At 36.4% G+C, this 23,797-nt stretch carries 27 protein-coding genes; 5 read left to right on the top strand and 22 right to left on the bottom strand.

Annotation, left to right across the window (positions count from 1 at the left end; translation table 11 throughout):
• From C4H12_RS00395 to C4H12_RS00385, 3 genes are all read left to right on the top strand, one after another.
• Positions 1-714, top strand: a complete 714-nt coding sequence (locus tag C4H12_RS00395; protein WP_106097149.1) for a beta-carotene 15,15'-monooxygenase — start codon at positions 1-3, stop codon at positions 712-714.
• Between the two features lie 82 nt (positions 715-796).
• Positions 797-1,507: a DUF4197 domain-containing protein gene (locus C4H12_RS00390; protein ID WP_106097148.1), complete on the top strand. Its 711-nt coding sequence runs from the start codon at positions 797-799 to the stop codon at positions 1,505-1,507.
• A complete protein-coding gene (locus tag C4H12_RS00385; protein WP_106097147.1) occupies positions 1,508-3,532 on the top strand; it encodes a M3 family metallopeptidase in 2,025 nt (674 codons plus the stop codon).
• Here C4H12_RS00385 and C4H12_RS00380 read toward each other — a convergent pair.
• The 22 genes from C4H12_RS00380 to C4H12_RS00280 form a co-directional block, all read right to left on the bottom strand.
• Positions 3,516-4,646, bottom strand: coding sequence for a hypothetical protein (locus C4H12_RS00380; protein ID WP_106097146.1), 1,131 nt, complete (start codon positions 4,644-4,646; stop codon positions 3,516-3,518). The two genes, C4H12_RS00385 and C4H12_RS00380, sit on opposite strands and share 17 nt — an antisense overlap.
• An 18-nt stretch (positions 4,647-4,664) precedes the next feature.
• A complete protein-coding gene (locus C4H12_RS00375; protein WP_106097145.1) occupies positions 4,665-5,339 on the bottom strand; it encodes a hypothetical protein in 675 nt (224 codons plus the stop codon).
• A gap of 2 nt (positions 5,340-5,341) precedes the next feature.
• Positions 5,342-5,878, bottom strand: coding sequence for an RNA polymerase sigma factor (locus C4H12_RS00370; RefSeq protein ID WP_106099380.1), 537 nt, complete (start codon positions 5,876-5,878; stop codon positions 5,342-5,344).
• A gap of 99 nt (positions 5,879-5,977) precedes the next feature.
• A complete protein-coding gene (locus C4H12_RS00365) occupies positions 5,978-6,805 on the bottom strand; it encodes a carboxypeptidase-like regulatory domain-containing protein (RefSeq protein WP_106097144.1) in 828 nt (275 codons plus the stop codon).
• 6 nt (positions 6,806-6,811) lie between these two features.
• A complete protein-coding gene (locus C4H12_RS00360; RefSeq protein ID WP_106097143.1) occupies positions 6,812-7,804 on the bottom strand; it encodes an outer membrane beta-barrel protein in 993 nt (330 codons plus the stop codon).
• A 92-nt stretch (positions 7,805-7,896) separates the two neighbouring features.
• Positions 7,897-9,339 carry an arylsulfatase gene (locus C4H12_RS00355; RefSeq protein ID WP_106097142.1) on the bottom strand — a complete coding sequence of 481 codons (1,443 nt, stop codon included), beginning with the start codon at positions 9,337-9,339 and terminating at the stop codon, positions 7,897-7,899.
• Between the two features lie 74 nt (positions 9,340-9,413).
• Positions 9,414-9,791 (bottom strand): hypothetical protein, encoded by a 378-nt coding sequence (locus tag C4H12_RS00350; RefSeq protein ID WP_106097141.1) that lies wholly within the window; start codon positions 9,789-9,791, stop codon positions 9,414-9,416.
• A gap of 91 nt (positions 9,792-9,882) precedes the next feature.
• Positions 9,883-11,415: a sulfatase-like hydrolase/transferase gene (locus C4H12_RS00345; protein WP_106097140.1), complete on the bottom strand. Its 1,533-nt coding sequence runs from the start codon at positions 11,413-11,415 to the stop codon at positions 9,883-9,885.
• A 91-nt stretch (positions 11,416-11,506) separates the two neighbouring features.
• Positions 11,507-11,650 (bottom strand): hypothetical protein, encoded by a 144-nt coding sequence (locus C4H12_RS13660; RefSeq protein WP_164997580.1) that lies wholly within the window; start codon positions 11,648-11,650, stop codon positions 11,507-11,509.
• Positions 11,651-11,760: 110 nt separating this feature from the next.
• Positions 11,761-12,591, bottom strand: coding sequence for a hypothetical protein (locus C4H12_RS00340; RefSeq protein WP_106097139.1), 831 nt, complete (start codon positions 12,589-12,591; stop codon positions 11,761-11,763).
• Between the two features lie 72 nt (positions 12,592-12,663).
• The gene (locus tag C4H12_RS00335) at positions 12,664-13,329 is read right to left on the bottom strand and encodes a hypothetical protein (RefSeq protein WP_106097138.1); all 666 of its coding nucleotides are present in this window, start codon (positions 13,327-13,329) and stop codon (positions 12,664-12,666) included.
• 42 nt (positions 13,330-13,371) lie between these two features.
• Positions 13,372-13,842 (bottom strand): hypothetical protein, encoded by a 471-nt coding sequence (locus C4H12_RS00330; RefSeq protein WP_106097137.1) that lies wholly within the window; start codon positions 13,840-13,842, stop codon positions 13,372-13,374.
• 15 nt (positions 13,843-13,857) lie between these two features.
• Positions 13,858-14,301, bottom strand: a complete 444-nt coding sequence (locus C4H12_RS00325) for a DUF2262 domain-containing protein (protein ID WP_106097136.1) — start codon at positions 14,299-14,301, stop codon at positions 13,858-13,860.
• A 29-nt stretch (positions 14,302-14,330) separates the two neighbouring features.
• Positions 14,331-14,996 carry a DUF421 domain-containing protein gene (locus C4H12_RS00320; protein ID WP_095898881.1) on the bottom strand — a complete coding sequence of 222 codons (666 nt, stop codon included), beginning with the start codon at positions 14,994-14,996 and terminating at the stop codon, positions 14,331-14,333.
• 47 nt (positions 14,997-15,043) lie between these two features.
• A complete protein-coding gene (locus C4H12_RS00315) occupies positions 15,044-15,829 on the bottom strand; it encodes a DUF481 domain-containing protein (RefSeq protein WP_106097135.1) in 786 nt (261 codons plus the stop codon).
• Positions 15,830-15,941: 112 nt separating this feature from the next.
• The gene (locus C4H12_RS00310) at positions 15,942-16,364 is read right to left on the bottom strand and encodes an organic hydroperoxide resistance protein (protein WP_106097134.1); all 423 of its coding nucleotides are present in this window, start codon (positions 16,362-16,364) and stop codon (positions 15,942-15,944) included.
• 158 nt (positions 16,365-16,522) lie between these two features.
• Positions 16,523-16,900 carry a TfoX/Sxy family protein gene (locus tag C4H12_RS00305; RefSeq protein ID WP_106097133.1) on the bottom strand — a complete coding sequence of 126 codons (378 nt, stop codon included), beginning with the start codon at positions 16,898-16,900 and terminating at the stop codon, positions 16,523-16,525.
• Positions 16,901-16,906: 6 nt separating this feature from the next.
• Entirely contained in the window at positions 16,907-17,377 is a 471-nt protein-coding gene (locus tag C4H12_RS00300) for a DinB family protein (RefSeq protein WP_095901845.1), read from the bottom strand.
• A 76-nt stretch (positions 17,378-17,453) separates the two neighbouring features.
• A complete protein-coding gene (locus tag C4H12_RS00295; RefSeq protein ID WP_106097132.1) occupies positions 17,454-18,023 on the bottom strand; it encodes a Crp/Fnr family transcriptional regulator in 570 nt (189 codons plus the stop codon).
• Positions 18,020-18,364, bottom strand: coding sequence for a hypothetical protein (locus tag C4H12_RS00290; protein ID WP_106097131.1), 345 nt, complete (start codon positions 18,362-18,364; stop codon positions 18,020-18,022). The genes C4H12_RS00295 and C4H12_RS00290 overlap by 4 nt, the downstream gene beginning before the upstream one ends.
• Before the next feature lie 60 nt (positions 18,365-18,424).
• The gene (locus C4H12_RS00285) at positions 18,425-19,597 is read right to left on the bottom strand and encodes a hypothetical protein (RefSeq protein WP_106097130.1); all 1,173 of its coding nucleotides are present in this window, start codon (positions 19,595-19,597) and stop codon (positions 18,425-18,427) included.
• A 21-nt stretch (positions 19,598-19,618) separates the two neighbouring features.
• Complete coding sequence (locus C4H12_RS00280; protein WP_106097129.1) at positions 19,619-20,113, bottom strand: hypothetical protein; 495 nt, start codon at positions 20,111-20,113, stop codon at positions 19,619-19,621.
• A 691-nt stretch (positions 20,114-20,804) separates the two neighbouring features.
• Between C4H12_RS00280 and gyrB the strand changes: the two genes are divergently transcribed.
• A complete protein-coding gene (gene gyrB / locus C4H12_RS00275; RefSeq protein WP_106099379.1) occupies positions 20,805-22,778 on the top strand; it encodes a DNA topoisomerase (ATP-hydrolyzing) subunit B in 1,974 nt (657 codons plus the stop codon).
• Positions 22,779-22,921: 143 nt separating this feature from the next.
• Positions 22,922-23,797 (top strand): hydroxymethylbilane synthase, encoded by an 876-nt coding sequence (hemC, locus tag C4H12_RS00270; protein WP_106097128.1) that lies wholly within the window; start codon positions 22,922-22,924, stop codon positions 23,795-23,797.

The following is a 23,797-nucleotide window of genomic DNA, read 5'->3' as shown; positions in this document are numbered from 1 at the left end:
ATGAATTTTTCAAAAACTATACAAATAGCCCTTAGACTATATATAAGCACTGCCTTACTACACATCATAGCTTCTAGTATCCTTTTTATTGTTATTTCACTATTGTATTGGTGGTTAGCTCCTATTATTTTTGGAATGCCCTTTGAAGAAATTGCTTTACTTACTCAAAAAACTGAAAAGATAGAAGCTTTAGCAGTCAACCCTGCTTTTGGCTTTAAAATATGGCTTTTTATGCTATTGTTAGATAGCATTTTAACTCCTTTCAGTGCAGGATTGTATCACAATTATGCAGCTATCACCAAGGGAGAACCTACTAATTTAAATAATGTTTTTGCTTATTTTCGATCTAACTATACTGCTAACCTTCTTGCTTACATATTTTTGTTAATGGCTTTTAAAACTATTATAGCTATTGTATTAGGCAGTCTAGGCTTGCCAGCCTTTAGTATGGCTACCTTAGTAGTTATTTCATTACTTTTCTCTCTCACAATTCCTATTATTATTTTTGAAAATAAGCCTGTATTAAAAGCAATGGGTGAAAGTTACAAGCGCATAATACCTTTTATTTTTACTGTAATGTTAGTTGTAAGTTCAGCTTTCACTATCAGTTTAAGTGGATTTTTTGCTTTTGGCATAGGAATTGTTGTTACATTTCCTTTATTATTTGCTACTATTTTTGCTCTTTACTACCAGTGGCAACTAAAAGATAAATAATAAGTTTTATCTTACATTGAACTATTGGAGAATTTAGAGCTATGAATTATATAAATAATACTTAATTTTAATATACTTTACAATGAAAAAACTTATGTTATTAAGCCTATTGGTAATAGGCTCTTTTACATTAAACAGTTGCAACGAATTGCAACAAGTATTAGCTAATACTTCACAAGGAGGCAGTGGAAGTATTGCTGCAGGACTTAAACAGGCTTTAGAATTTGGGGTAAGTGCTGGGGTAGATGCACTGAGTCAAAGTGACGGTTATTTTAAAGATCAAACTGTACGTATACTTTTACCTGAAGAATTGCAAAAAGTAGATAAAACTCTTCGTACTATTGGAATGGGATCTCTTGCTGACGAAGGGCTCAAAATATTGAACAAGGCTGCAGAAAATGCAGTAACCCAAGCTAAACCTATTTTCTTATCTGCTATCAAAAATATGACCTTTAGCGATGCTTTAAATATTCTTAAAGGTGATAGTACTGCTGCTACAGCTTACCTGCAACGCACTACTTCAAGTGCTTTACAAGAGGCTTTTGCTCCTAAAATTCAAGAGTCTCTAAGTGCTGTAGGAGCTGATAAAATATGGGAAAACATCATAAATAAATACAATCAAATCCCATTAGTAAAACCAGTAGAAGCAAACCTTACTAATTATGTGACCTCCCAAGCTATTAATGGTTTATTTGTAAAAGTTGGTGATAAAGAAAAAGAAATACGAACTAATATAGCAGCACGTACTACCCCTTTACTACAATCAGTTTTTGCTATGCAAGACAGTAAATAGATGAAAAAAGAACAGCTAAGCATTTCGTTACCAGTATTTGGCACACAGTATGATTCAGTACCTTTTTCTCAATTTTCAACTATTGATTTTAAAGAGGTTATTGAAAAAGCTATAGAAACTAGCTTAAAAGAGGTGACCCTAATAGCTAACAACTACAAACCAGCAACCTTTGAGAATACTATTAAGGCTTTAACTTACAGTCGTTTGCGTGTAGACAGGCTTACCTCTATATTGTTTAACCTAAATAGTGCTGAAAGTACTGATAGACTACAGCAACAAGCACAAGCTGTAAGTCCTTTACTATCTGACTACACAAGTAATATCCGGTTAAATGCTTTGCTTTTTAAGCGTATAAAATTAGTATATAAACAACGTGAGCAGCTTGGCTTAAGCGGTGAGCAGCTCACTTTAGTAGAAAAAACATATAAAGATTTTGTGCGTAATGGTGCTTTATTACGTAATCGAAAAAATCGTTTACGTGAAATAGACAAAGAACTAGCTTTTTTGAAACTAAAGTTTTCAGAAAATTTACTATCTGAAAATCAATTATATATGGAGCATATTACTGACCCTTCAGAAGTAAAAGGGATTCCTCTTTATGCTCTTGAGATGGCTAAAGAAGAAGCTATAAAACGTAATGTTGATGGATGGATATTTACATTGAGCTTTCCCCTTTATACTGCTGTACTAAAATATGCTGATAACAGAAAACTAAGAGAAAAACTATTCATTGCTTATCACAGTCGTTGTACACATAATAATTTGTATAACAATAACAAAATAGTACTACAAATAGCTTCATTAAGACGAGAACGTTCTCGTCTTTTAGGACATGAAAACTATGCTACTTTTGTATTAGAAGAACGCATGGCTGAAACTCCTGAAATAGTACAAGTATTCCTTAACAAGCTTTTAAAAGATACTTTACCTAAAGCTAAAGAAGAATTGGATACCCTAAAGAATTTTGCTGAAAAACACAAAGAAAACACCCCTAATTATGATGGATCTTTTCAGCAATGGGATTTTGCCTATTATGCCGAAAAACTAAAACAACAAGAATACCATATTGATGATAACCTACTAAAACCTTATCTATTTTTAGATAAGGCTGTGCAAGGAATGTTTGCAGTGGCTAATAAGCTATATGGCTTACACTTTCAAGTCACCCATGAGGTAGAAGTATATCATCCAGAAGTAGAAGTATATGTAGTTACTAATACTATAGGCGATTATATAGGGTTACTTTACACTGATTTCTTTCCAAGAGCTGGCAAGCGGAATGGTGCTTGGATGACTACCTATAAAAATCAGTACATCGATTTGGAAGGTTATAACTCACGTCCACACGTATCCATAGTATGTAATTTCACTCGTCCAACTACTACCGAGCCTTCTTTACTTACTTTTAATGAACTTACTACTCTATTTCACGAATTTGGGCACGCTTTGCATGGGTTACTCTCAAATATCACTTACCCTAATCTAAGTGGCACTAATGTAGCTCGTGATTTTGTAGAATTACCTAGCCAACTAATGGAACATTGGTGTTATGAAGAAAAAGCCTTACAGTTATTTGCTTATCATTATCAAACTGGAGAACCTCTACCTATAGAATGGGTTCAAAAAATAAAAGCTGCAGGAAAATTTATGGAAAATATACTTACTCTTAGACAGTTAAACTTTGGATTTCTAGATATGGCTTGGCATAATATTAAAAACAATCACGAAATTAATAGTGTAAAGTATATTGAAGAAACTGTAAGCCTCACTAAAGAGCTGTACCCAACTACTAAAGAAGTGTGTATTTCTAACTCTTTTTCACATATCTTTAGCGGGGGATATGCTGCAGGTTATTATAGTTATAAATGGTCGGAAGTATTAGCTGATCATACTTTCAAGATTTTTAAAGATAGAGGAATATTTAATAAAGAAATAGCACTCCATTTCAAAAATGAAGTGCTAAGTAAAGGTTGTAGTGAGAAAGAAAAGACCTTATATGAACGTTTTATTAATCTATATCCTTAACTTCAAAACGGATACCTATAGAAAATGGATATTCATTGACAGGGTTATTAGTAAAGAGGGGAACAAGACTATAACGTGCATAAAATACAGCTGAGCGATATCCTATATGTGCTGATAGTCCATAGGTCCATTGGTTTACATTAAAATCACGATGTTGTACATCTTTTACAACACTATTTTTTTCATAGTATTTTACTTTTTGCTTGGTAGCAAATAATATCCCCACATAACCTCCAAAACCAAAACGAAAATTATTTTGAGTAGGGTAATAAGTTTCTTCATTTTCCTCATACGATGATCCCAAATCAAATTCAAGGTTTATAGGTAGGATAAAGTAGTTAGTTTTGAATTTAGAACGTACTGTTTCTTTAGGGTAAGGCACTATTTTGGTAATATTACCTTCCTTTACAAAATATTCATCTCCCTTCATTTTCAGTTTATCCATCATCCACGATACACCATAAGTAACATGTAACAAATTACTATTTTTAAATACACGAGTATTAAGCTGATAACCTAACTCAAACGATTTAGATCCCCAAGCTCGGTAACGATTATCTCCAAAATGTAAATCACTATTTAGGTTATGAAAAGCAAAAGCTATTACACCTGCAACTTCTGTACGTTCCCTATAGTATTTACCTTCATCAAACTCCCATATTTCTATCTTTTGTATTGTTTTAGAGTGTTGAGGTTTTTTAGGTTTTTCTTTTTTTGGCTCATTACTTATAGAATCTACTTTCTGCATTACTGTCTTATAATCAACTGTATTAATAGTATCTAATCCTTTTAACAAAGCATGGTTTTCATCAACTTTTTGGCGTAAAGTATAGGACAACTTAGTAGCTACTTCTTTTGTTTTCAACTGGATAGTAGCCCGAGCAGTTTCAGCAGCTTGTAACTTAAGCTCTTTTGCCACTCCAGCAGTAATCTGTCGGCTTTCTACTTGCTTATCAATATCAATAAGTTTTTCTTTTAACAAGGCTTTTTCAGCACTAATAATAGAATCAATAGTACGTTTAGAATGTGCTATTTCAGCATCATAATTAGTTTGTGCTGTGAGGGTTCCTACTGTAAAGAGGAAAAATACTCCTATAAAATTCACTATTTTCATAACATTCTTTTTTAGTAATTATTGTTTGAGAGCAAGTTTTGCTTCATTAAATTTACTTACAATCTTATCTAAGAGACGTTGTACTCGATCTTTAAAAATTTCCACTTCTGTTTCGGACAATATTTTATCGGCATTATATTGACTTTCTACATATTTCTCTAAACTTATCTCGGTACTTGCCATTAGGAGAAGATCGTTAGCTGAGATTTTTTCTAAGTCCTTAAGAAGAATTACTTCAGTAGCATTAGCTTCAGCATACATATCAGCTTCGATATTTTTCATTACTGTAGCTAGCAGTTCATCGGTAGTAATATCTGACAATAAACTATCTACTTCCTTATCTACACTATTTACTGGCTTGGCATTTGGTATAGTCTGTTTAATTATAGGTTTTACAGTTATACTTTTAGGAAGTTCTGCTTGTAAACCATCATTAGAAACTTGCATAGGCTTTACTACTGCTATTGCAAATGTATTAGAATTGGCTGTTATACCTTCTTGTTTCAGCAGGTAAGTAGTGCCTAAAATAAGTAATAAGGAAGCTGCTGCAGTATAATACCAGATATGACGCTTACTCTTGGTAATTTGAGTAGCTTCGTGAGCAGCTAATTGCTTTTCTAACTGATCCCATACATTAGCTGAGGGTTCAATTCTTCTATAGTTAAAGAGGCGTTGTAATTTATCTTTCCACATTTTTAAGCTCTTTTTTTATAAGTTGTTACATAGTCCTTAAGCAGCTTTTTGGCATACGCTAACTGCGACTTAGAAGTACCTTCAGTAATACCTAACTGGGTACTAATTTGCTTGTGTGAATAACTATCAAACACATAGAGATTAAATACAGCACGGCAGGCTGGAGGCAGTTTATCAATGAATGATTGCATAGTTTCTTCATCAATAGGATAAGTGTCGGGGTCGTCATCAGGACTATCATAAGTATCATTCCAGTCGGCAAAAGAGGTTTTTTGTATTTTGCTACGAAGGAAATCAATACACTCATTCACTGTAATACGACGCATCCAAGCATAGAAGTGCTCTTGCTCTTGATATTTATGAATATTAGTAAATATCTTAAAAAAAGATTTTAATAGAGCATCTTCAGCAAACTGCAAATCGGTAATATAAAGGCGACACACAGAGAGTAGAGCAGGTGCATACCGATCGTATAACTGCTTCTGTGCCAAGCGATCATTATGCTTAGCTTTCTCAATAAGACATTGGCTAATTTGCACTTTATTAATGATTAATGATGAGTAGTTTATCTCTTTTGCCCTTATAAACGAAGAAAGTATAAAAAGGTTGGAAAACAATTATTTTTTTTAACAAATTTATCAATCTGCTAATTTTATAATGTCATATCCTTTTACAGTAAAAGGTATACCTAAAGCACTGTTGACTTTACGTATGGTATTATCAGGGAAACGCAACCAACAGGTATTGGTTGTAGCATTGAAGGTGAGTTTAGCTTCATCTTTACCTCTCATCTCGACAAACTGAACACCTACCCATAACTCACCTTTAGGAGCTAATACTGATAACTTATGGGTGAAGACTTGTGGCTTATTAGTAGAAAATAATTCAATATAAATGGGCTCTTTGATGAGTGGAGTGAAGGTTTTGTGCTCTTTGTCAGTTTGATATGCTACTACACGTAGTACTACCATATAGAAAGAACTTTCATTTACCTCTATACTAAACTCGGTGAGCTGTGTATCGTTAGAAAGAGTGATAAAGTCGCCTAATTCGGAAAGTATGCCTCCTTTCTGTTGGAAATGGGATTTCATTTCGCCATAAAGAGTGATAAAAGTAGTTGCTCCTGGGCTTTTTACATTACGTACTTTGGGCTTCTTTACCTTTAGGGTAGTAGTAGGAAGCTGTATAACAGATTCAGTGAGCTGTACTTCTTTTTTTATGTCACGATAGGCCAGTACCCTATGCTTATAGCTAAGATGTGAAAAATAAATGCTATCAGTAGGTTTAGCTCCTAAACTCTCCAAAGAAAAATTTCCATTCTCATCACTGATAATTCCCTTATTGGTACCTACTATGCCTATATTTACATACTCTACAGACTGATGATTACTATTTACTATTCTATTTTGTGCCTTTAAGGGTAGCTCAATAAGTAATAGCAATAAAGAAAGAAGTAATTTTGTCATTGTTTTCTAAAATTTGATACCTACTGAAAATGGATGTATATTGGTTGGACTATTTTGGAAAAGAGGTGATAAGCTATATTTAGCATATAAGTTAATTTTCCCGTAACCTATTTGGGCTGATAGCCCATAAGTAAGTCTGTTCACCTTTAAGTTATTACGTACAAATAGCTTGTAAGTATCATCACCTTCTGTATATTTCAGTTTTTGGTTTGCATCAATAAGAGCTCCTAAATAGGCTCCTACCCCTATACTTATACCTGAATTATATTTTTTTCGTAGTTCAAAAGGTAGTATAAGGTAATTAACACGTAGTTTTGTGCTTTTTAGAGGTTGAGCATAAGGTATTGCTTTGACATCATTTCCTTGAGGTACAAGATAATTATTATCTTTTAGGTTAAACCTATTGCTTTGCCATACTAAACCATAAATAAAAAGTAAGCGTTTTTGTGGGTTCAAACGTGAAATGAATTCAATACCTAAGTCGGTTTCTAAACCTGTTTTAAAATAAGTATCAGCATTAGTAGCTTGTTGCATACCTAAGGCTAATCGGATATTTACTTTTAGAAAGTCATCTTTTTCTATGTGTTTATTTTTTAGGGTATCTATATCTTTTAGTTTTTGATCATACGTTTGTTTTACAGCACTTTTTATCATAAGACTATCAAGTGAAGAGGATGCTAAAGTATCAATCTGCATTTCAGCAGACTTTTTCTTGATAAGTTCGGCTAGGCGCAATCCTTCTTTATAGGTGTGGAGTTGGCTATTGTGTTTGCATGCAGCTTTTATTTCTTTGAGCATCTGCTTGCTCTGTTCTTCTGTGATTTTCTTTTCTTCTAATAACGCATTTACAGCTTTTTCTTTGTTATACATCTGCATACGTTCGGCTGCAACAAGAGAATCAATAGCATACTTAGCTTTTTGAATTTCTTTTTCAAAAGGGTTCTGAGCCAAGAGATTGGCTGTAAATAGTAGGGTGATGATAGATAAAAGAGACTTCATTTTTGATTGTTTTTTTACTTGTAAATATAAACAAAAACTTTGCCAAAGGATATATTTACACCCTTTGGCAAAGCTATTTTTTTCAAGTTATCTTATTCCTTTTCCCAAGAGAAAGGGAAAACTTCTGAACGGGTGTGAGCCTCGTTCATTATTTTTCTTATTTTCTTCACCATTTTAGGATACTGGTTGGCAAGGTTATGTTGCTCGGCAGGGTCGGTGGTAAGGTTATAAAGCTCAATAGGAGCTTCCTTATCTTTATTCACATTTAGGCGTACCCCTTTCCAATTTTTATAACGTACGGCTTGTCTTCCACCCATTTCGTGGAATTCCCAATAAAGGTATTTGTGTTCTTTTTGTTTTTTCTTTCCTAAAAGAGTAGGCAAAAAAGATACTTGATGCCTATTAGGAGCATATTTTTGATTAGTAATTTCAGCAAAAGTAGGCATCATATCCCAGAAAGCTCCTACGTGGTTATTAACAGAACCTGCTGCTACTTTGCCTTTCCAATATACTATATAGGGCGTACGGATACCACCTTCATACAAATCACGTTTGATACCACGTAATCCTCCTGATGAGTTAAAGAAAGCAGGATCGGCACCACCTTCACGATGAGCTCCGTTATCACTTGCAAAGATAATAATAGTATTATCATCCATACCTTTAGCTTTTAGGAGTTTTCGTATATCGCCGAGATACTTATCAAGACGGCTTACCATAGCGGCATAAGTGGCGTGGGTATTGGGTTGTGACATATATCCTGCCCAACCGAAAGGTTTAGAGAGATCTATCTTATCATAATCGACACCTTTAAAAGGTTTTTCAGGAAGGTGTTGATATTGCTGATAGATACTATCATTAGGCACAACTAACTCGGCATGAGGCAATGTGTAGGTAAGCCACATAAAGAAAGGTTTTTGAGAGTTCTGTTTGCCTATATAATCTAATATTTTTTCTTGAATAAGATCTTCGCCATACACTACTTGGCGTTCATAATTACCATTTTCTGGAATAGACACTTTCTCATTATCTTGCCATAAGAAAGCAGGGTAACGGCGGTGAGCACGAAACTGAGAATTATAACCAAAGAAAGTATCAAAACCCTGCTTAAGAGGATTTCCATCGGAAGGGACTATACCTAAGCCCCATTTGCCAAAGCAGCCAGTATTATAGCCTGCTTTTTTGAAGAGTTGTGCAATAGAAGGGTCGTTGGCTAGTAGAGGAGCTTGTCCATCTACAGGTTCGCTTACTTCTTGATTACCACGAATGTGGGTTTCGCCTGTAGTTTGTCCTGTAACAAAGGCTGCACGGGAAGGAGCACAAACAGAAGTACCTGTATAAAACTGAGTGAACTTCATCCCTTCATCGGCTAATTTGTTTAGGTTAGGGGTTTTGATGATTTGTTGCCCATAAGGTTCAATATCGGCATAACCTAAATCATCAGCTAAGATAAAGATTACGTTGGGCAGTTTTTGTTGTGCTTCAAGCCTTATAGTAGCTACGAGGGCTAAAACACTCAATAATAAATATTTCATAATGGTAAAAATAATTAATGATTAACAATAAAAAAGACTTAATACAGTGAGATTAAGTCTTCTTTTGGTACAATTTATCTTTTAGTAAATATTGTGTTAGGTGATTGATTACTTGATATTTGATTATTTGATATTTTGGTAAACACAAAGGAATATTTAGTAGCATTACTCACTAGAAAACTAACACTATAAGTTTTATCGGACACTTGTTCTTTTACATCGGATACTTGATCTACATAAATACCTCGATTAAAACAAAGTTCTTGAGCTGGCAATAGCCAACAGAAGTTATCGGCTTCAAACTTGTATCCTACATTAGCTGCATCAAGCCAAGAGCCTTGAATCCAAGCAGGAGGATTAAACTTTTTTGAGCTATTTGAGCTATTATCATCACCTTTGCCACAAGCTACCATTGCTATGATAGCAACTAATAAAAGAATTGTTTTTTTCATTGTTCTGTCTTTTTTTAATATTAACAGCTGCAAAAGTAGTAAAAATAACAATACCTACAAATTAAAAATTCATTTTCTGTTATAATAAGCCCTATTGCTTCTTGTTTTCTATTTCGCGTTGAAGAGCTGCTTTTAGTCTGGCTAATACATCAGGGTGGTTTTTTGCCACATTGGCCAGTTCCATAGGATCTTCATATAAATCATATAGTTGTTCTTCGGGGAAGTTGGCTAAATGAGTGCGAGTAAGGGGCTGATATGATGAGTGATTAGGAGAGGTAGCTTGAATGTATTTCCAACGCCCATCGGTAATAGTAAGAGCTCCGCCTGAGCCAATTACATATTCACGTCCTTTTTTATCTTTACCCAAGAGTGCTTGTAGGTGGTCTTGACTATCGGTAGTAGTTATTTCGGGGGCATCTTTACCTATAAATTTAGCTAATGATGCGAGCAAATCAATATGAGAGAATAAGGCATCGGTACTACCCTTTTTGACTTTTTTAGGATAATGCACTATGAAAGGCACACGGGTACCAGCTTCATAATTACTATACTTACCACCATGATTATGGAATTGCCCCCAAGGGCGATGCTTGCCTAGCAAGGCTTCGGCTTGGTCTTGATAGCCATCATCAACCACAGGGCCATTATCACTGGTAATAATAATAAGAGTATTATCAAAGAGATTATTTGCTTTGAGGGCTTTTACAATCTCGCCTATTGTCCAGTCAAACTGGAGGATTGCATCGCCACGGAAGCCCATACCACTTTTGCCCCAGAAACGCGGATTGGGATAACGAGGTACGTGTATATCATTAGTACCTACATACAAGAAGAAAGGTTCGGCTTTGTGTTTTTCAATATATTGAACTGTTTTGGCAGCGATAGTATCAGCAAGGTGTTCGTCTTGCCAAAGAGCTTTACCGCCTCCTTTCATATACCCAATACGAGAGATGCCATTGACGATAGCCTGATCATGACCATGGTTAAGAGAAGGTTTTAGCTTGGTAAGGAGTTCGGGATTATTTTTACCTGTGGGTTCACCTTCAATGGGCTTACCATAGCTAACCTCAATAGGAGCTGAAGGATCATAATTGGCTACACGTTGGTTTTCAATCCAGACACAAGGTACACGATCGGCAGTAGCGGCCATTAAGCAAGAGTAATCAAAGCCTATATCGGAAGGACCAGGTGTGATAAAACCATTCCAATTCTGTTTACCACGTTCGCCGCCCATTCCTAAATGCCATTTACCAATAGCACCGGTGGTATAGCCTGCTGTTTTGAATACATCGGCAATGGTAGTTTGCTCGGGGTGGATTACCATAGCAGCATCGCCAGGAGCGATACCTGTATCGGCACGCCTCCAGTTATAAAGCCCTGTAAAGAGAGAGTAGCGAGAAGGGGTGCAGGTAGCAGCAGTAGCATGAGCATTGGTAAATCGTAATCCTTGCTTGGCGAGGGCATCGACCTGAGGAGTATTGATTGTTTTCTCGCCATAACAACTCAAATCGCCATAGCCTAAATCATCAGCAACAATAAGGATAACATTTGGTTTTTGTTTGTTTGAAGTTTGAGCTTGTGTTATAAAGCACAAGAGGCATAAAAGCCAAAACAATTTATTCATAACTGGTATGTTTTAGGGTTCAAGGGTACTAGGTTTCAGTTTTTATATATCGCTGCAAAGGTATAATATTTATTTTGAAGTGCCAAAAAATTTAACATTTAAACTGACATAACTTCGCCTCATCATTTAGTATGATGCTCACGCTTACTTTTTCTTGGTTGAGAACTACTGTCCCTTCATAAGAAGTAGGGGTATTAGAGTCCTGTTTGAAATTGGTAATTTTATATAGTCCCACAACATAAAGTAATCATTTTTAAGGGCAAAAACATAAAATAATTGCTAGAAAAAATGCTTATATGACACCTACTCATAGGAATTCTATTTTCTAATTGGCTAATTTCTGTTTTAATGGTAGTGTGTATATTTTCTTATATCTATTCTCTTTAGATTTGGCATTTCTTCCAAAAATGAAATCTTTCCATCAATAACTTTGGTTTGTTCCCAAATGTTAAGGGTTGTTAGATGTTCTAATTTTGATAACGGAATGATACTATCTAAATTGCCTTGATTCCAAAGAGTTAGTTTTTCTAAGTTATTTTTTTGGGCAAGTGTAGCAATCAAGTTGTCAATTTTTTTGCAGGAACATATTTCAATATCAGTGAGTGTTGGCATACCTAAAATGAAGTTAATATCTTCAATTTTGGGCAAATAAGCTATATATAAACCTTTTAGGGTGGTGAGTTTCTTACAATCGGATAAATCTAGTATATGACTATTGGCAATGCTAAGACTTTCTAAAATATTATTTTCGTTATGTATGTCTAATTTTTTTGTTTTTTTAGGCTCTATGTGTAGCTGTTTCAGTGTAGGGTGGTCAAAAAAACCGTCTATTTTAAGCGTGTCATCGGTAAAGAAATCTGTGAGTTGGGCTATTTTTCTAATATCAAAAGGATTGACAAGATCCGTATTTTCTTCTATACTGATTTTTTTAATGTTACTTAAATGATAAAGAGGGGTTACATCAGTTATGTTTGAGCATTGAATGGTGATTTCTTCAATCACATCTATATCGTTATTAAAGGGAAGAATAGATTTGCTATACCCTAAAAATCCTGAAAAAATAACGCGTGATAGCTTGTTTTCCTTCATAAAAGGTTCTAATTCTTCTATTTTGTCATTATTTTCAAAAACGACATAAGAAATTTTAGAATTTACAGGGAAATACTTTATTTGCATACAAAAGAAGTTATTTTTTTAATTGATTAGTGTAAGAGAAGCTGTGAAAATGTTTCTTTTTAGTATAAGGAATTAGATTTTTTCCAGTGTGTTGAAATATTTTGTAATTTCTTGTTGGCCGTTCTCTGGAAGGCTTTTATATTGAGAGCAAGTAATGATATTTTGATAGGATTCTAATAGATTTTCTTCACTTTTTAATTTGCTTATTACCAATATATTGATGGCATCATAAACATCCATATACTCATTTAAGCTATTCTTTTTCCATAAAACATCCAATATCCCATCCAATGTTTTAAATTTCTCATCTAAGTCAATGATTATTTCTAAGGCTTGTGGAAATGTATTTTTTGTTTTTTCCTCCAATTGTTCAATAGTTTCAATTAAAGTGAACCAACCTAGCATTTCGCGATAGTCATAACCATACAAGGTAAAGATATCTTTCCAATCGGTGATGATAAAGGTGGGTCGCAGAAATTTAAGCGCATTTTCTCCTTCTTCAATATGGATTTGGTTTTCTATATCTATATGTAATTTTCCTGCTTTCAAATCTATATACGAATATACAAGATGCAGGATATTACTGCGTTTAGAAAAAAGAAAACTAACCTCTGATAGATTGTTTTTTGTTTTGATGCTGTATTTGTTTTTCGCTTTATTAGGTTTATAACCATACTTTTCTAAAATAGATCCATATTTAGAATATAAAACCTCCATAATTGCTTTTTCCTTATCCATTTTTTGATGTTTTTATGCCCTGTAACTCCGCTATATAGCGGTTTAACATATAGAAGAATTGTTTAAAAATCCAGACCAATCATCCTCGGTATTGTCATAGCCTATTATTTTTTCTTTGTACTTACTGCCAAAGATGTATTCACTTACAAAAGTATCAAAATCAACATTAATCTTCTCAATACCGTCATAGCTATCGGCAGGGAAAATTACATGTTGGGTGTGTTTGTCAAGAAAAAGAGGTTCATATAACAGCTGCCCAATCTCACACCACGAAGGTTGGTCAGAAGGAACGCGATATTGGTTATCTGGTAGTTCCTCTGTACTCCACAGAATGATATCGCCAAAAGAGCCACCATTGCAAAGTTTTAAAAAAGCACAATGTGCAGGAGCTATGAGTTGCAACACCTCTGGGGAAATATTTTCAGCCCCTTTGGGGATTTCGCCTATAAGTATGGCATCGGGCAATGCCACTAAGCGATTTCTGTAATGGGTAATGATCGTTTCTAAGGTCATTTTCAATCAATTATTCTAACCAAACATTTGGGCATCATTAAAATTCTCACCGTCAAACTCTGAGGCGATAAGCGAGTGCCCGAAGAACATATCGTTGTCATCAAAGAAAACTTCTATATCCTCGCTGTAAAACAAGAGACTTTGCAAACTGAGAGCTTCCATAAATTCCTTTTTAGTAAGCTCAGGTTTATCGGGATCATCCTCGTCATCATCACCAAAACGCCAATTGTCATTGTACAGGTCTAAATATTTCTCGGCAATACATTCTTTGGCTTTGGGCAGAAGGGTATTTATCTCACTGAGAAAGGTATTCATCTGCTGTTCTATCTTTTCAGTTTCGCCTTCATCTTCAAGGATGATGCTCACATCTAATTCTTTTCCGCTAACAACCACCGTCCCTTCGTAAGAAGTAGGGTCATCAGTGTGCTGTGTAAAATCTTTAATTTTGTACTGTTTCATAAGTTTGTTTTAAATAATTATCAAATTTGCTAATTATCATACGGTATGACTTTTATTTGTGCGCTTTCGTATTCTGCTAAAAATACCTCTGACGGACTGTTATAGCCTAATTCTTGTAGCTTCGCAAGCAACCATTCTTCGGTTTTATCTACATCTTCCAATACGCTTTTTTGGATAATACCATCGGTGATGATAGGGTATTTAGGATTTTCTTCACCCGATAATACAATGATGAGCTCGCCATTCTGTTCAAGTACGGCTCTTTTTACATCCCTGATGTAGTAAACCCCTTCTTTGCGGAGCTTGAAAGCGAGTTCGTGTGCTGTAATTTTAGCTTTTTTGCAAGCCGCAATGTCTATCTTGCCACGATTGATAACAATCACGGGGTTACCATCTATAAACTTCCTAAAAGCGTGGTTTTTAGTTTTCAGCTGGCGTAACCCTATGATGAGTGATGCCCAAATAATCAATACAATAGCAAACTGAAAGAGCGTAACCGACGGACTGTAAATCACGCCCCCAATGATACCCCCAAGTACGTAGTTTTGTACTTGATCCATAGCTGAAGTGGGCGCTAAATTACCCTTGCCCGATTTGTTGATAATTAGGGCAATAGCCAACAATCCTAAGAGCAGTTTTAGGAATACATCTAAGTAGAAAAACTCCTCAGATTCAATATAAGGAATTGTAAACATAAAGTTGATTTATTGATGAGACAATTTGTTAATTGACAAATTGATAATTAGAATGAAATATTAAGCCCAACTTCAAGTGAATGATAGTCTTTTTTTATAGGTACAATAGGGGCAGTGTCGTAGATAAGTCGGTAAGTGCCCACAATACCTATGGTAGGGGTGATGTTATAAGTGAGGTCGAGTGCCCCGCCAAAACGCGCTTCTTTGAAGTAAGTGCTATCAGGTTTCCCTTGATGTATAGCAGTGGTGATAAGTTCCCATTTTTCATTTAATCGAAGTTTGTAGCTGAGCGATAAATGGGTTTTGATACTACGACTATAAGCGTGATCAGGGGTATTGGCATCAGGGGCTGGGTGTTGCCATTTTTCATACTCAAAGAACAAACCCGCAGCAGCAAACATCAGTGAGGAATTAGTGTTTACTAATCGATAGCGCGACTGCAAACCCGTAGAAATTTTGTGATTCATCCCCCTGCTCTCTGCCCATTGTGATTCGGCATAAGGGTACACCTCAAAAGCGTGGTCTAACAAGTAGCGATATTCCAAATGTATATATCCACCACTTAAGATTATTTGATTACCATAGGTAGAAAGCTCAAATTTGTTGATTACATTGATAACCCTATTGCGATTGATGAGCAGGTTGAGGTTAGCGGTATTTTTAATTGTGAAAATATTCTCTTTTTCGGTTTTGAAGTTCAAGATAGGCATCAAGCTACCTTGTAAGGTTTTGGTACTGTCTATCGTCATCGTGAGATTTTCCGAAAAAAGCATCTGTGAGTAGGCAGAAGCCGAAGATAATAGTGTTAATAACACATAAAGTAATTTTCTCATTGTACTTAAGTTTTCTTTCCAAGGCGCAAAAGTAAGAATAATTAGATAATTAACAAGTTAGCTAAATAAAAATTTCCCTTGCAGAGTGCCTAGTGCCTGCAAGGGAAATTTTTTAGTTATTGGTTACTTCTGTAGTTACCTCTATATTTCCACGAGTAGAGTTAGAATACGGACAAACTTGATGCGCTTTTGCGGCAAGTTCTTCAGCTTGTTCAAGTGATACATCGGGTATATTTACTTGTAAGGTTACTGCAAAAATAAACCCGCCATTATCGAGCTTCCCTATAGATACGTGTGCCGTTACAGAGGTCTCGCCAGTGGTTATTTTAGCTTGCCTGATAACCAAATTCAGGGCAGTATCAAAACAAGCCGCATAGCCAGCTGCAAAAATCTGCTCAGGATTGGTATAATCGTCATTAGCGCCACCTAAGGCTTTAGGAGAGCGCAGTTCAAGGCTCAACACGCCATTATCGGAAGTTACTTTCCTTTTTTGACCACCGGTAGCGGTAGCCACTGCTGTGTACAATGCTTTCATAATAATTCTTATTTATTTTTTTTTTGACTTTATTTTTGAGAGACAAAGATACAACAAATATTTTAAATAATGTTTCTTTGTGAGTAATTTTCTAAAATAGAATTTACAACAATCAGTGGGGCAATTGATAACTGAAAAATCCCTATGAGGTAAGTGCCTCACAGGGATTTTTTAGTGTTTAAGTTGTTTTTATTCTTTTTCTTAGAACTCTTTGCTTTGCTGTTGAATTCTAAACAGAGTTGTAACCAAAACTGAAAGTCTTCTTTTTGGCTATACCCTGAAGGCTCTACATAACAATAACCGGAGAGTTCTTTTCCTCTCATTACTACTGGTAAGACCCCCTGTCTTTCGGCAATTTCTTCTGTCTGCTCAGGGTCAAACCTACACATTAGGCAATCCTCTCCTATGTTGATGCACATCTTGTCATTCACCAAGAAAGCTAAACCGCCAAACATCGCTTTTTCTTCTACCGTAATATGGGGTATTTCGGCTAAATATTCACGAACTCTATTCGCAAGTGCTATACTATAAGCCATATTATATTAAATTTTTGAGCTAAAATAGTTTAAAGCTACTACAGTTCCCAAATGTCTCGATTCGTGCATATTGTTTACATACATTGCATCTTCTATAGTATCAATAGAAAATAAACCTACCTTAACCGTTGGAAACTCATTGAATAGCCTTGTTTGATAATCTTCTTGTAATTGATTGGCTGTACTGAGTAACAATTCCTTTACTTGGTAGATTTCTTCCTTTGAAGGTGCAATCTTTTGAGGAAAGGTACCACGATTGTATTTCTCTAAAAAATCATTGCTTATTAGCAGTTTATTTCCACTGAGTTGATAACATAAGAATTGCTGTACAGCAATACAATGTGCTATATTCCAAAAGATATTATTAGAAAAACCTATTGGGATATAACCTAATTGTTCAGGAGTAAGATTATCCAAGTAAGTCAATAGGTTTTTGCGAATGGATAAAAGAAAATCAAAGTGTTTTGTTTTTGTCATTTTTAAATACTGTTTAAAATTCGGGGGCAAAAGTACTGCCTTCAAACAAAAAAAATCTTGCCATAAGACAAGATTTTTAGATTTCTTTCCTGATACGACTCAGCGAAGTATCGGTAATACCTAAATAAGTAGCTATATATTTTAAGGGAGCGTGCTTTATAGCACTGGGTTTTTCCTTAATAAACTGCATATAACGTTCTTTGGCGGGGAGTGTAATCATTTCAAGTGATCGTTTCTTTGCCTCAAACAATTTCTCTGTCATAAAGAGTCGCCCCCATTCGGAATATCCTTTCAAACTGTGATAAAGTTCTTGAAAATTGTCATAATCTATATGCCAGCCCTCACAATCGGTAAGGGCTTGGATATTTTCGGCAGAAGGCAAATGCTTAAAAAGAGAGAGTTCTTGCACGATAATTTCACCTTCACAAAAGAAGTCGGTAGTGATATCATTCCCTTCATAGTCATACACAAAGGCACGAACAACTCCCCTCTGCAAGATCAGATAACCACGAGCTATTTCGTCCTTACGCAAGATAAAATCGCCTTTGCGAAAAGCAATAGGCTGATGGGCTTTTTGTATTTGTTGCAGTTCTTGTGTTCCTATAAGAGGATGTTTGTAGATGTTTTGAAATAAGTTATGTATCATTGTTGTTCTTCATATTTGCCTTCGTGAAAGTACTCATAAGCACTCGCTTCCAATTCGCCGCAATGGGAAATAAGATTGCCTTCTTCATCGTATATTTTGTAGGTGTGCTGGGTGTTGCCTATGCTACTTTCGCCGTCTAATCCTAATAGAAGGCTGTAAAACACATCTGTTAAGAGGGTATCTATTACTTCTTTGAGCTGCTCTTGCTGGGTGCTACTAAGTGCCATTTCTTTTATTTTGGCATTTACAGCGCTGGGGCATTGGGGCTGCTCTTCAAAGCAAGATTTTAGAATATTTAGTTTTTCGAGATAAAAGTTCTTTGCAAATTCGTCGGAGGTCATACTGTTATTGAATAAATTTATCAAAATATGATTGAAAAAGTAAAGGCGCCCTTACATAAATTACTCTTGTGGATACTTTATTTCATAAGACAAAACGCATACGTTATTCTTCTTTTTAAGGCTGATTGAAACTATACCTAAGGGGACTTCTTTTTCTATAATAACACTATTTTTCTGTACTATGTAATTAATATAGTGTTTGTTATCATAGAAACTTTTTAGAGGTATTTTTTCCAATAAGTTTTCGGATGCGTAAGGGAAATCGGTTAGGAAGGAATTATATGCGTGTTGGAGATTGGTGAAATTATATTCGCCTTGTACTTTCCAATAATTTCTGTCGTCGCCAGGTATTCCTTCTATATGGAAGTTTTTACTTATGAAATCATTATTGTTTTTCTTTTTAAAATAGAAGAAGTACCCTCGGTTACGGAAAATAATAGTACTATCATTGAGAAATAATGTATTAAAGATATTATCACATTGCAAATCATCTTCAAATCCTTTGATAATACTAATACTATCCTGTTTAGGGTTTAAAATTACAATGTCGCCCTTATTATCTGGTTTTAATTTGGTGGGATATTTGTACTGAAAAACGTATTTAGCACATTGGTTGGGAAGTATTAAAGAGTCTTTTTTAAGTGAAAATTGGGCAAAATGAGAAAATTGCTTAGCGTAGTTCTCACTAAATATTTGATTTTCGGCATCTGTATTCGCGACATCTTTAACGTACTTGAAACATTGCCACTGTGCGTGATATTTTTTATCGATAGGATTGGTATTTATCTTGATATTGTTCCTGTTTTCGGACTCTGATACATACATTTTTTCATTACTCTTCTGACATATTTTTTCTATATTATCTGCCTTGAGTAGTTTTTTATCAAAACGCAGAGCGATAGGGTTTTGTGTATTGAAAGTTATATTATACAATTCTTTTTCCTTGACGCAAAGCAATAGCCAAGCAATGGTATTTTCGGCTACTTGGTGGGTATTGGGCTGATCGGTAATATCCATATCAAAAAAGACTTTGATGAATATACTATCTCCTGAAATGCGGTCTATCCTTGTGAAGGCTTCGGGGTAATGCTTCCAATCTAAAGAGCTTGACTGTACTATTTTTGATATTATCTCTTCACAATCTAAATCTTGCTCTTGCTTATTTTTATTATCATAATTACAAGAGAAAAGTGCTGGTATAAGCAAAAAAAGATAAATTATTTTTTTAGTCATTTTGATTGCTTTTTAATGTTGTTATTTAAATGATTCCTTTTTCAATTTAGGAGAAAGTTTGGCTTGTACTGCCTTGCGTATTTGTTCAAATTGCTGAGGTGCTAACTTTAAGATGGCGTAGAGGAGCTTGCGGTGAAAAGAATAATGATGGTTATACTCCATATAAGGCAGGGAGAGGCTGAAAGCCTTCTGTAAAGTGGCTACATTGGAGGTATTGCCATAAGATTCAATTATATCGACAAGATCTTCGTGGCTGTGGTGCCAATCGGTTAAAAGCAAGTTTTCGTACTGGGGCAACAGCTTTTTTTCCTGACCCAATGCTGCGGCAAGAATGATAGAGGCTTCTATACGGTCGGCATTTTTATGGGTAATGGCATCGGATAGATAGGCTTGGAGCAAATCGGTAAGTGTAGAACCTTCAAGTAGTGGTTCTATATAATAAGGGAGGTGATAGGGTTGTATTTCATCGCCCAAAAGGCGATTGGTAAGGGTATCGAGTTCGTTAAAATTGTACATAGCAAACTGAAAGAGGGTTGATACTTTATTTAAGGGTAAAGTGTTTTGCCTTAGCAGCTTATGTATTTTCTGAATGAAAAGTACTATATAGCTGGCTATTGGCAGCTTTGTGGGTGCAAATATACGTATTTTTATTGAATATTGCTTTAGAGGGAGGAGTTAGGGGAGAGGAGTTAGGGGAGAGGAGATAGGGGATGGGAGTTAGGAGGGAGGAGTTAGGGGGAGGAGATAGGGGATGGGAGTTAGGAGGGAGGAGTTAGGGGGAGGGAGAGATGAAGAAAATGCAATGTTTGGGGAGTTTTGTTGCGAATTATGCAAAAAGAGAGCAGGAAGATAAAGCGACTGAGAATGAATGAAGTAACGTTTATCCTTCGTTTATAGTTCGTTTATCCTTCGTTATAGGTTCGTTTAAAGTAGGTAATAGATAAGAGGTAAGAGGTAAGGGGGTTGGGGTGTAATGGGGTGATTATTAAGGGAAAGGAGTTAGGAGATAGGGAATAGGGAGGGGAGAGATATTGTTGAAAGATTGGCAATGAAAATGATATTTGGATGAAAAATATGAAATAAGTGAGGAGGGTAAGAGGTGGGGGCTTGGGGTGGAGAGAGGATGAGGGATTGGTGTGTAAAGTTTTTTTTGCCATTTAAAAAAATATTTGTACCTTTGCACTCTAATTGTGAACACTTAGAAATTATGGCAGAAGAAATATATAACGAACAAAATCCTGAAGGCTACTCGGCCGATAATATTCAATCACTTGAGGGGATGGAGCACGTGCGTATGCGCCCCTCGATGTACATTGGTGATGTAGGGGTACGCGGATTGCACCACCTTGTATATGAGGTGCTTGACAACTCGATAGACGAGGCATTGGCGGGCTATTGTGATACCATCAATGTGGCTATTAACCCAGATAACTCTATTAGCGTGGAGGATAATGGGCGTGGTATTCCTGTAGATATTCACAAGAAAGAAGGGGTATCGGCTCTGCAAGTGGTTATGACTAAAATTGGAGCAGGAGGTAAGTTTGATAAGGGTTCGTATAAAGTATCGGGCGGTTTGCACGGTGTAGGTGTTTCGTGCGTGAATGCCCTTTCTGACCATCTTACAGCTACCGTGTACCGTGATGGCAAGATATGGGAGCAAGAATACCAACGCGGTGTGCCTATGTACCCTGTAAAACAGGTAGGCGATAGCGATAAACGCGGTACTAAAGTTACTTTTCACCCTGATGAAGTGATATTTGAACAAGGTATTGAATATAAATACGATATTTTGGCGGCGAGGATACGTGAATTGGCTTATCTAAACAAGGGGATTACTATTACCCTTACCGATTTGCGTGAGAAAGATGAAAAAGGTAACTATAAAAGCGAGAAATTCTATTCGGAAAAAGGATTGACAGAATTCATTAAATACCTTGACGGTAACCGTGTGCCTATCATCAGCACTATTATTGCTATGGAAGGCGAGCGCAATGGTATACCTGTAGAGGTAGCGATGACTTATAACGATACCTATACTGAAAACCTACATTCGTACGTGAATAACATTAACACTACTGAAGGAGGTACTCACCTGCAGGGGTTCCGTATGGGGCTTACTCGTACGCTGAAGAACTACGCAGACAAGTCGGGCTTATTGGAAAAGATGAGCAAGGACAAGAAGAACCCTGTGGAGATAGAAGGAGACGACTTTAGAGCAGGACTTACTGCTATCATCTCGGTAAAAGTGGCAGAACCTCAGTTTGAAGGGCAGACAAAAACTAAGCTAGGTAACCGTGAGGTAACGGCAGCTGTATCACAAGCGGTGGCTGCAATGCTTGAAGACTTTTTGGAAGAACACCCTAACGAGGCTAAGACTATAGTAGAGAAAGTAATATTGGAAGCCCAAGCACGCCAAGCAGCCCGCAAAGCTCGTGAAATGGTACAACGCAAGAGCGTAATGAGCGGCGGTGGACTACCAGGTAAATTGGCTGACTGCTCGGAAGAAGACCCTACCAAATGTGAGCTTTTCCTTGTGGAGGGAGACTCGGCAGGGGGTACCGCCAAGCAAGGGCGTAATAAAGATATTCAAGCTATCTTGCCATTGAGAGGTAAGATACTGAATGTGGAAAAGGCAATGCAACACAAGGTATTTGAAAGCGATGAGATAAGGAACATCTATACTGCCCTTGGGGTAACCGTAGGTACTGAAGATGACGCCAAAGCCTTAAACCTTAGCAAACTGCGCTACCATAAAGTGGTTATTATGTGTGATGCCGATGTGGATGGTTCGCACATTACGACACTGATACTTACCTTCTTCTTCCGCTATATGCGTGAACTTATTGAGGGAGGACACGTATATATTGCTACTCCCCCACTCTACTTAGTGAAGAGCAAGACAAGCAAACGCCAAGAATATGCGTGGAGTGATAAACAACGTGATGCCTTATCGGCAGAGATGGGCAATGTAACGATACAACGCTATAAAGGTTTGGGTGAGATGAATGACCACCAGCTGTGGGATACTACTATGGACCCTGCCCACCGTACTTTACGCCAAGTAACTATTGATAACGCAAGTGAAGCTGACCGTGTATTCTCGATGCTAATGGGTGATGAGGTACCACCACGCCGTGAGTTTATTGAGAAAAACGCTAAATATGCTAAGATTGATGCATAGATAGTGAAGAGAGTAGGCTATAATATGATAAGGTAAAACTGAAACTGATAAAGAAAAGCGCAATACTAAATGTGGTATTGCGCTTTATTTATTGCCAATTATTAATTAATCATTATCTTTGCGCCCTAAAAAAGAATAAAAATATGGAATCCATACGCATAGGTACTCGTGATAGTGAGCTGGCAATGTGGCAGGCTCGGACTGTACAACAACAATTAGAGGCCTTAGGCTATAGAACAGAAATAATAGCTACCAAATCACATGGTGATATAGAGCTGAGCAAACCTCTGTACGAAATGGGGGTTACGGGTATTTTTACTAGAACCTTGGATATTGCTTTGCTGAACGGAGAGATTGACATAGCTGTACATAGTATGAAGGATGTCCCTACCCTACTCCCTAACGGTATTGCAATAGGAGCTGTACTGAAACGTGGTAATCCGCACGATGTACTTGTTTATAAAGGCGATCCTTTATTGGTGGAGAGTGAAATAGCTACCATAGCAACTAGCAGTCTTCGGAGGAAAGCACAATGGCTACATCGTTACCCTAAGCACCAGATAGAAAACCTAAGAGGTAATGTAAATACACGCTTACAGAAACTTGCTGATAGCCAGTGGAATGGAGCTATATTTGCAGCAGCTGGATTGGAGCGCATTGGCAAATTACCACAGAACCACATTGTATTAGACTGGATGCTACCCGCCCCTGCACAAGGAGCTATAGTAGTAACAGTGCGTGAAGATAAGCCTGAAATGCAGAACTACTTAGTGCCCTTACACGATGATTACACTTATGTAGCCACACAACTGGAACGCGATTTCTTACGCGCTTTGGAAGGAGGCTGTACTGCGCCTATAGGTGCTTTTGCTGAGTTCAAAGATAATAAGTTACACTTTAAGGGAGGCTTATGGAGTGAAGATGGTAAAGATGCAAAAGTTATTGACGAGTATCTTACAGAAGTGGATGAGACAACAGGAGAAAGATTGGCAGAACAAATTAAAAAATTAGGAAATTAA

Source organism: Capnocytophaga sp. oral taxon 878 (genome assembly GCF_002999135.1).
Taxonomy (GTDB): Bacteria; Bacteroidota; Bacteroidia; order Flavobacteriales; family Flavobacteriaceae; genus Capnocytophaga.
Note: the sequence above shows the minus strand (reverse complement) of the source record. Positions and strands in the feature narration are given on the sequence as shown.